The 8280-nt window shown below is 69.6% G+C and carries 9 protein-coding genes; 7 read left to right on the forward strand and 2 right to left on the reverse strand.

Going from position 1 to position 8280, the window contains the following annotated elements:
* Positions 1-75 precede the first annotated feature (75 nt).
* Positions 76-729: a hypothetical protein gene (locus ACOADB_RS12645; RefSeq protein WP_378598909.1), complete on the forward strand. Its 654-nt coding sequence runs from the start codon at positions 76-78 to the stop codon at positions 727-729.
* Here the strand turns inward: ACOADB_RS12645 and ACOADB_RS12650 are convergent.
* Together ACOADB_RS12650 and ACOADB_RS12655 are read right to left on the reverse strand one after the other, a co-directional pair.
* The gene (locus ACOADB_RS12650) at positions 720-2060 is read right to left on the reverse strand and encodes a DUF7168 domain-containing protein (RefSeq protein WP_378598912.1); all 1341 of its coding nucleotides are present in this window, start codon (positions 2058-2060) and stop codon (positions 720-722) included. The two genes, ACOADB_RS12645 and ACOADB_RS12650, sit on opposite strands and share 10 nt — an antisense overlap.
* Positions 2061-2072: 12 nt before the next feature.
* Entirely contained in the window at positions 2073-3203 is a 1131-nt protein-coding gene (locus ACOADB_RS12655) for a CDP-glycerol glycerophosphotransferase family protein (protein ID WP_378598915.1), read from the reverse strand.
* 80 nt (positions 3204-3283) lie between these two features.
* On the opposite strand from ACOADB_RS12655, the gene ACOADB_RS12660 reads away from it, so the two are divergent.
* From ACOADB_RS12660 to ACOADB_RS12685, 6 genes are read left to right on the forward strand one after another with little or no spacing between them, the layout of a single operon-like run.
* On the forward strand, positions 3284-3952 hold the full coding sequence (locus ACOADB_RS12660; RefSeq protein ID WP_378598918.1) for an acyltransferase: 669 nt from the start codon (positions 3284-3286) through the stop codon (positions 3950-3952).
* Between the two features lie 9 nt (positions 3953-3961).
* Positions 3962-5302, forward strand: a complete 1341-nt coding sequence (locus ACOADB_RS12665; protein WP_378598921.1) for a hemolysin family protein — start codon at positions 3962-3964, stop codon at positions 5300-5302.
* Complete coding sequence (locus ACOADB_RS12670; RefSeq protein ID WP_378598924.1) at positions 5295-6362, forward strand: hemolysin family protein; 1068 nt, start codon at positions 5295-5297, stop codon at positions 6360-6362. Before ACOADB_RS12665 ends, ACOADB_RS12670 begins: the two co-directional genes overlap by 8 nt.
* A 10-nt stretch (positions 6363-6372) precedes the next feature.
* Positions 6373-6996, forward strand: a complete 624-nt coding sequence (locus ACOADB_RS12675; protein WP_378598927.1) for a CDP-alcohol phosphatidyltransferase family protein — start codon at positions 6373-6375, stop codon at positions 6994-6996.
* Positions 6989-7834, forward strand: coding sequence for a DUF881 domain-containing protein (locus ACOADB_RS12680; protein WP_378598930.1), 846 nt, complete (start codon positions 6989-6991; stop codon positions 7832-7834). The genes ACOADB_RS12675 and ACOADB_RS12680 overlap by 8 nt, the downstream gene beginning before the upstream one ends.
* Positions 7831-8163: a small basic family protein gene (locus tag ACOADB_RS12685; RefSeq protein WP_056716562.1), complete on the forward strand. Its 333-nt coding sequence runs from the start codon at positions 7831-7833 to the stop codon at positions 8161-8163. Before ACOADB_RS12680 ends, ACOADB_RS12685 begins: the two co-directional genes overlap by 4 nt.
* Positions 8164-8280: the final 117 nt, after the last annotated feature.

Here is an 8280-nt window from a genome sequence, read left to right on the forward strand (position 1 = left end):
TCATGGTGGCGGCCGACGCGGCGCTGCTAACTTCCGGGAACTCCCATCTCGGGGAGCCTTAGGAAGGGATGTCTCGTGGTTCGAAAGGCGAAGCAGATCGGCATCGCTGCGGCGATGATCCTGGCAACACTCCTCGTGCCGGCGCAGGCGGCGTACGCGGCCGACGGCTGCGGCGAAGGGTGGTTCAAGCAGTCGGACGGATACCTGGAGAAGGACGACCCCTGGCAGGGCGCCGGCTCCCACAACGCGTGGATCTACCACTCGGGCAAGGTGCGCTTCTGCACCGACGACGACACCTTCAACAACGACGAGAACCGGAGGGCGCTCATCGGCTACCCGAGCGACTCCTACCCGTTCGAGAGCTGGGTCTTCAAGAACGGGACCTACACCAAGTTCTGCGTCAAGCAGACCGTCAAGGCACACATGAGCGGGATCGAGAGCTCGACCTCCTGGACCCTCAGTGGCTCGGTGTCCAAGAGCTCCGCGGGGGTGAGCTACTCGTACAGCGCGACGTACGACACCCTCACCCTGACGGTCGCCAAGACGGCAACCTGCAGCACCAGCGCCAGCCAGATCATTGCCCGGACGAGCGGGATCACCCTCACGGCTGACGACGAGACGGGCGTTGTGGACTGGGTCCAGCTCACCACGACGCTCAACACCGAGTACTGGGTCAGCGGAGTCAAGTACGTCCAGAACCACAGCCTGGTCGAGAACGACTACAGCTGAGACTCGAGCGCCCGTTCGGTTCCGAGCCGGGCTCTCGCCGCCGCCTTGATGCCGGCGTCGCGAGAGCCCGGTGCGGCGTGCACCGCGGAGGCCGTGCCCTTCCACGTGCCGCGGATGCCGTGGTCGCGGCGCATCAGCTTGAAGTAGTCGACCACCTCGACCTCCTTGGCGCGCAGCGCGAGCTCGGTGGAGGTGGACGCGGCGGGGGCAGCGACGTCGGCCTTGATCGCAGCAGCTCGGGCCAGGTCGCGCGCGGCCTTGAGGCGTTCGCCGACGTGGTCGGCCCAGGCCTCGTAGAAGGCGGCGCGAGCGGTCGATCCGTGCACGGGCTGGAGCTCCCAGCGTCGGCGCCTGGCGTTCCAGACCTCGCGGGTGTCGGCCTTGTGGGCACCGGAGCGCAGGTGCGCATCGCCGTCGCTGACCATCTGGGTGACGAGGGAGGCGTAGAGCGCCTTCACGATCGAGATGTCGGAGGGGAAGCCGTAGAGGGTTACCCGGGTGTTGCTGGTGTAGATCGCGACCCGCACGTCGTTGGCCTGGGCGATCTCCAGCATCAGCCGGACGTAGCGCGCGAGCGAGCGCTTGCCGCTCTCTCCGATGAGCACGGTCTCCCACGCGGGATCCTCGCGATGCTCCTCGACGCTCGCGGTCGCACGGGCCACCGCGAGGGCGATCTGGTGGCGAGTGGCCAGCGCCTGCGCCTTGCCGAAGAACGCGTCGCGTTCGGCGGTGTTGGACGTGCGCTCGGCCTGGCGCAGCAGTCGACCGATCCGCAACAACGTGCGGTCCTCGTCGTCGACGCCGGTGTCCAGCCCGTTGAGCCGGTAGGCCGTGTGGAGCAGGTCGGCGAGGACCGGCATCCCGATGTCCTCGAGCAGGCGCAGGTACGTCGTACGGAAGTCCCGGTCGTGGCCGGCGCCGCCGCGCAGGTGGTGCGCCACCTCATGAAGTACGACGGCCGCCCGCAGCGACCACGCGCCGCCGACCTCGCGCGGGGGAATGGCCATCACTCCGCGCAGCGGCAGCTCATCGCGTTCGTAGTGGGCCTGCCGGTGGCCGCGCCGCGCACGGACCACGATCGGCACTGCGGCGAGGTCGAGGCCCGACCCGTCGTCGTACCTGCTCTCGGCGGCACGCAGGTGCGCCAGCACGCGGTCGACGAACTCCTGCACGTGTCCGGGGTCGGTGAACCGGGGCTCGGTCTCCGGCTCGAAGTCCTTCAGCGCGGTGCCGACCCGGATCCGCAAGGGCTCGCCCGGACGGCGGCTGGCTTCATCGAGCCAGCTCGCGAAGAGGTCTTCCGCGGCGTAGACGTCCCGGGTGTCAGGCATGGGGGAAGGTTGTCAGGCGGCGCCGACAACCGCCGATCCCTGGTGCTGGTCGCGCAGGTCGACGAGCTCGGTGATCGCCTCGACGAACCGAACCGTGCTGTCGCCGACACCGTTGTCGTCGAAGTAGTGGTGCCGCATCGCGGCTCGCGCGATCCGGTGCTCGTCGTGGTCGAGCCGGTCGGCGAGCAGGTCGGTCAGCCCGGCCAGGTTGTCGACGTCGAGGACGTCGGCGCACCGGCTGACCGGCACTTCCTGGCGCAACCGCTCGGCGTCGTGGTGGCGGTCGGTGATCATGATCGGCTTGTCGGTCTGCAGGTACAGCCAGTCGAGGCCGACCGAGGACACGTCCGTGATCATCGCGTCGCAGCCCGGGAAGACAGCCAGGATGTCGCCCTGCCAGATGGCGGCGTGCCCGGCCTCCGGGTCGCTCTCGGCAGCCCGCTCGATCAGGTCGAGGATGGCCTGGTGTCCCTCGCGGATGGCCGGGGTCAGGCTCGAGGTGATCTTCGGGTGGGGCTTGTAGACGAGGCGCACGTCGTCGACAGCCAGCACCGAGGCGACGATCTCGGCACCGAAGACGTCGACCGACGTGTAGTCGTTGTACTCCGCGTCGCCTTCCCACGTGGGGGCGTAGAGGACGGTGCGGCGCTCGCTGCGGGGGAGCAGGGGAGCGGGGCGCAGGTCGAGCTGCGGGCGACCGATCCGGATCAGGCGGGTCTCGTCGAGCTCCATCAGCGCCGCGCGGTGCCGCTGCACGGCAGCCTCGCCGGCGACGAACACGCGGTCGTACGCCTTGGCGTTGTTGGAGACCATCGAGTGCTTGTCGCTCTCGCCGTGGTTGATGTGCACGTGCAGCATCCGGCCGTCGAGCAGCGAGTTGAAGTTCCACATCGAGTTGTTGCAGTACACGACGACCTTGGCGTCGAGGTCGTCGTACAGCTGGGCGAGGTCGGCAAAGCCCGGCGCGAAGTACACCGGCAGCGAGGTCCGCTGTTCCACGATCGCCTGGGTCTCCGCGTTCCGGGTCAGGATGCCGACCGGATGGGTTGCATCGAGCCGCTCCAGGACGGGAATCCACTGCAGGAGCTGGTAGACCCGGGTCGGGTCGTCGGCGAAATAGGCGATGACGTGGGGTTGCTGCACCAGCCGATGTTACGGCTCGAAACCGTGCAGGAACGAACCGGCGACACCTCTCCAGTGTTGCGTTTGGGTAACCTCGCCCGGTGCCTCTCGTCCGGTTGCCTTCGCGCCGCTTCCTGAACCGTTCCGTCCACGCTGTCTGGCGGTGGGTGGAGCAGGTCGGCGACGTGGCGCCGGGCACCGATCTGGCCGACGGGTTCGGGCATTTCGGCCGCGGAAGCTGCCTGGGCTTCCCCATCGCGACGTTGTACGGCGCCAGCGCGATCCACATCGGCGAGGACACCCTGATCGGCCGCTTCGCCACCCTGTCGGTCGGCTACGGACCGACCCAGAGCGTGCTGCCCCCGCGCGCCCTGGTGATCGGTGACCGGTCCGTCCTCGGCGCCCGGATCTGCATCACGGCCCACGAGTCGATCACGATCGGCGACGACGTCTGGTTCGGGCAGGACGTCTTCATCTCCGACGCCAGCCACGGCTACCAGGACCCCGAGGTCCCGGTGGGCCAGCAGTTCGGTGCCCACCAGCCGGTCAGCATCGGTTCCGGGTCCTGGATCGGGCACGGCGCGATCATCCTGCCCGGCGCGACGATCGGGCGGAACTGCGTGGTGGCGGCCGGATCGGTCGTCCGCGGCACGGTGGAGGACCACACCGTCGTGGGTGGTGTCCCGGCCCGCGTCATCAGGCGGCTCGAGCCGGGCGTCGGCTGGATCACCCCGACCGCTAAGGTGGAGGTCTCCCGCCCCGCCCTGTGAAGGACCCTGATGACCGCCTGGCTGTTGCTGGGACTTGCCATCCTCCTCATCGTGGCGTGCGGCCTTTTCGTCGCCGCCGAGTTCGCGTTCGTGACGGTCGACCGCGGCCAGGTCGACCGTGCCGCTGACGAAGGCGACCATTCGGCGATCGGCGTGCAGAAGGCACTGCGTTCGTTGTCGACCCAGTTGTCCGGCGCCCAGGTCGGGATCACGATCACGAATCTCGCGATCGGTTTCCTTGCGGAGCCGGCCGTTGCCGAACTGCTGCGGGGACCGCTGCGGAGCGCCGGCATGTCCGAGGGTGCCGTCAGTCCGGTTGCCGTGGCCACGGCGCTGGTGCTCAGCACCTTCTTCACCATGCTCATCGGCGAGCTGGTCCCGAAGAACCTCGCGATCGCGCTGCCGATGACCACCGCCCGCCTCACCCAGCGCCCCATGCGGGCCTTCACCGCTGCGGCCTCCGGTCCGATCAGGCTGCTCAATGGCAGCGCCAACGCCGTCGTGCGCCGGCTCGGCGTCGAACCACAGGAGGAGCTGCGCTCGGCGCGCAGCTCCACCGAGCTGGCCTCGCTGATCCAGCGCAGTGCCGACGAGGGCACGCTCGACGCCGACACCGCCGAGCTGATGGAGCGGTCGGTCGAGTTCGGCACCCGTACGGCAGGGGAGATCATGACGCCCCGCGTGCGGACCCGTTCCCTGGAGGCCAATGACCGCGCCAGTGCCGTCATCGCGCTGGCCCGCGAGTCCGGCAACTCCCGGTTCCCGGTGCTCGACGAGTCCGATGCCGTCGTCGGCACCGTGCACGTCAAGAACGCCGTTGCGCTGCCCCTGCACGAACGCGCGACGACGAAGGTCAAGCACCTGATGGTCCGGCCGATCGTCGTGCCCGACTCCCTGCGCCTGGATCCGCTGATGGCCCTGTTGCGCGCCGACGGCTTCCAGATGGCCATCGTCCTCGACGAGTACGGCGACCACGCCGGCATCGTGACGCTGGAGGACGTGATCGAGGAGATCGTCGGTGACATCGCCGATGAGCACGACCGCCTCGGCAGCCGCGGCCGCCTGCGCCGCGACGGCACCTGGTCGCTGTCCGGCCTGCTGCGCCCCGACGAGGTCGAGGACCTCACCGGTGTCGCACTGCCGGAGGGTGAGGACTACGACACGGTGGCCGGACTGGTCCTGCAGGTGCTGGGCCGGATCCCGTCCTCGGGTGACCGGGCCGTCGTGCCGCTGGAGCCCGAGGGTGAGGACGACGACGAGCCGGCCCGCCGTGCCGTGCTGACCGTCGACCACATGGACGGCCTGCGGATCGACCGGATCTCGATGCGTGTGGAGGTCGTCGATGAATGACGTCGCCGCCCTCCTGCTCGCGGTCTTCCTGCTCGCCGCGAACGCGTTCTTCGTGGGCGCCGAGTTCGCCCTGATCTCCGCACGACGCAGCCAGATCGAGCCCCGGGCCCAGGCCGGTTCCCGGATGGCGAAGATCACCCTGGCCGCGATGGAGCGGGTGTCGCAGATGATGGCGGGCGCCCAGCTGGGCATCACCATCTGCTCCCTGGGCCTCGGTGCCGTGGGGGAGCCGGCGCTGGCGCACCTCATCGAGCCGGTCTTCCACGAGCTCCACGTGCCCGACGCCTGGCTGCACCCGGTCGCCTTCGTGCTCGCGATGACGATCGTGGTGTTCCTGCACGTCGTCCTCGGCGAGATGGTGCCCAAGAACCTCGCGATCGCGGGCCCGGACCGTGCTGCCCTGATCCTCGGGCCGCCGATGTACGGGATCGTGCTCGTGCTGCGCCCGATCATCGTCGTCATCAACGCGTTCGCCAACGGCATCCTGCGGTTGCTCGACATCGAGCCCAAGGACGAGATCGGCAGCACCTACACCCGCGAGGAGGTCGCCGCACTGGTCGAGGAGTCGCACGGCGAGGGCCTGCTCGCCGAGGACGAGTACGGCCGCCTGTCCGGCGCGCTCGGCTTCACCGAGAAGACGATCGCCGCCGTGACCCTGCCCCAGGACTCCCTGGCGACCGTCGTGCGCGGGTCGACCGGAGCCGACGTCGAGGCGATCTGCGCCGCCACTGGGTTCAGCCGGTTCCCGGTGGTGTCGGACGGCACCGACGGGCCCAGCGAGCTGATCGGCTACCTGCACATCAAGGACGTCCTCGAGCCCGACGAGGAGCGCCGGATGCGGCCGGTCGGCGATCGCTGGATCCGTCCCTTCGCGACGGTCACGCCGGACACGCCGCTGCACGACGCCCTCGAAGTCCTGCAGCGCCGGGGCGCCCACATGGCCCGCGTGGTCGAGGCGGACGGTACGACGCTCGGCGTCGCCGCACTCGAGGACGTCATCGAGGAACTGGTCGGTGTCATCCGCGACGCGGCGCACTCGGACGAGCAGGCGGCCAACTAGGGTGGCGCTCGTGGGTGCACCCGAGACGCGCGACGAACCTGCCGCGGGCCGTCAGGTGCTGACCGTTCCCAACGTGATCAGTGCCTCGCGGCTGCTCGGCGTTCCCTTGTTCCTGTGGCTCGTCCTCGGCCCCGAGGCCGACGTCTGGGCGCTCGTGGTCCTGATGGTCGCCGGCGGCACGGACTTCCTCGACGGCTGGCTGGCGCGCAAGCTCAACCAGCAGTCCGAGCTCGGCAGGCTGCTCGACCCGGTCGCTGACCGGTTCTACATCCTGGCCGTGGTGATCGGGCTTGCGCTGCGCGACGTCATCCCGTGGTGGGTCGCGGCTTCGCTGCCGTTGCGCGACCTGCTGCTGTGGGGCCTCGTGCCGCTGCTGCGGACCCGTGGCTACAGCGCCCTGCCGGTGCACTTCCTGGGCAAGGCCGCCACCTTCAACCTTCTCTACGCCTTCCCGCTGCTGTTCCTCGGCGACGGCGAGGGCACCGCTGCCACGCTCGCGCAGATCTTCGGCTGGTCGCTGGCGTTGTGGGGGATCGGCCTCTACTGGTGGGCCGGCGTCCTCTACGCGTGGCAGGTGCGCAAGCTCCTCGCCACGACCGAGCGTCGCCCACGGGGGGCGGGCCCGCATGCCTGACACCATCGACCGGACCCGGACCCCGCTGCTGACCCTGATCACGCTGGAGGCGCTGGACCGCGACTACCAGGCGGCGGCGTCGCGGCGAGGCGTCGACACCCGCGAAGGGGCGGGACCGCGCGTGGCGGTCGTCCTCGTGATGGCTGCCTTCGCGATGCTCGTGACGGTCGCCGCCGTACAGACCTCGCAGAACGCGGACGTGGACGACGCAAGCCGGGCCAGCCTGATCTCGCGGATCGAGTCGCGGCGCGCCGTGGTGGGTGACCTGCAGGCGGAGATCGCCGACAAGCGCGCTGCCAACACCGCGGCCGAGGCGACGCTCCGGTCGCTGGGCTCGCGCTACAGCGACACCCAGGCCGACGCGACGGCAATGGGTGCGCTCACGGGCTTCGAACCGGTCACCGGCGACGGCATCCGCGCCACCCTGGACAACCCGCCCAATGCCGGTGAGGACGACGCGGTCGTGCGCGACACCGACCTCGCGCTGCTGGCCAACGGGTTCTGGGCCGCCGGCGCCGAGGCGATCTCCATCAACGGCCAGCGCCTCTCCCCGATGAGCGGGATCCGCAACTCCGGGGAGCCCGTCGAGGTCAACGGCATCGGCATCGCGCCGCCGTACACGATCCTGGTCATCGGCGACCAGCGCACGCTGTCGGCCAACTTCATCGACACGTCCCCGGGCCTGCAGTTCCTCGCGCTGAAGGACCGGTACGGCTTTCCCTACGAGGCCGACAACGAGGACGACCTCCACCTCCCGGCGGCGCCCGCGTCGACCCGGCAGCTACGGTCGGCGACGGTCCTGAGCAATCCCAAGATCGAAGGAGGTGAGGCGCCGTGATCGCCGTTCTCGGTCTGCTGGTGGGTGTCACTCTCGGATTCGTGCTGTCTCCCGATGTCCCGCAATCGCTGGAGTTCTACCTGCCCATCGCGGTGGTCGCTGCGCTCGACGCCGTGTTCGGCGCGCTGCGCGCCTACCTGGACGGGATCTTCGACGACAAGGTGTTCGTCGTCTCGTTCCTCAGCAACGTCGTGATCGCGGCCGGGATCGTCTACCTCGGTGACCGCCTCGGCGTCGGCGGCCAGCTCTCGACCGGTGTCATCGTCGTGCTCGGGATCCGGATCTTCACCAACGCTGCCGCCATCCGGAGGCACCTGTTCCATGCCTGACGAGACCCCCGGCAGCCCCGCGAGCACGGCCACCGACCGCCTCAAGCAGGCGCTGCTGCGGCCGTCCCGCAAGCAGGTCGTTGCCGGCCTGTTGCTGGCGATGCTGGGGTTCGCCGC

The organism is Nocardioides sp. CPCC 206348, from assembly GCF_048654705.1.
In the GTDB taxonomy this organism is placed as follows: Bacteria; Actinomycetota; Actinomycetes; order Propionibacteriales; family Nocardioidaceae; genus Nocardioides.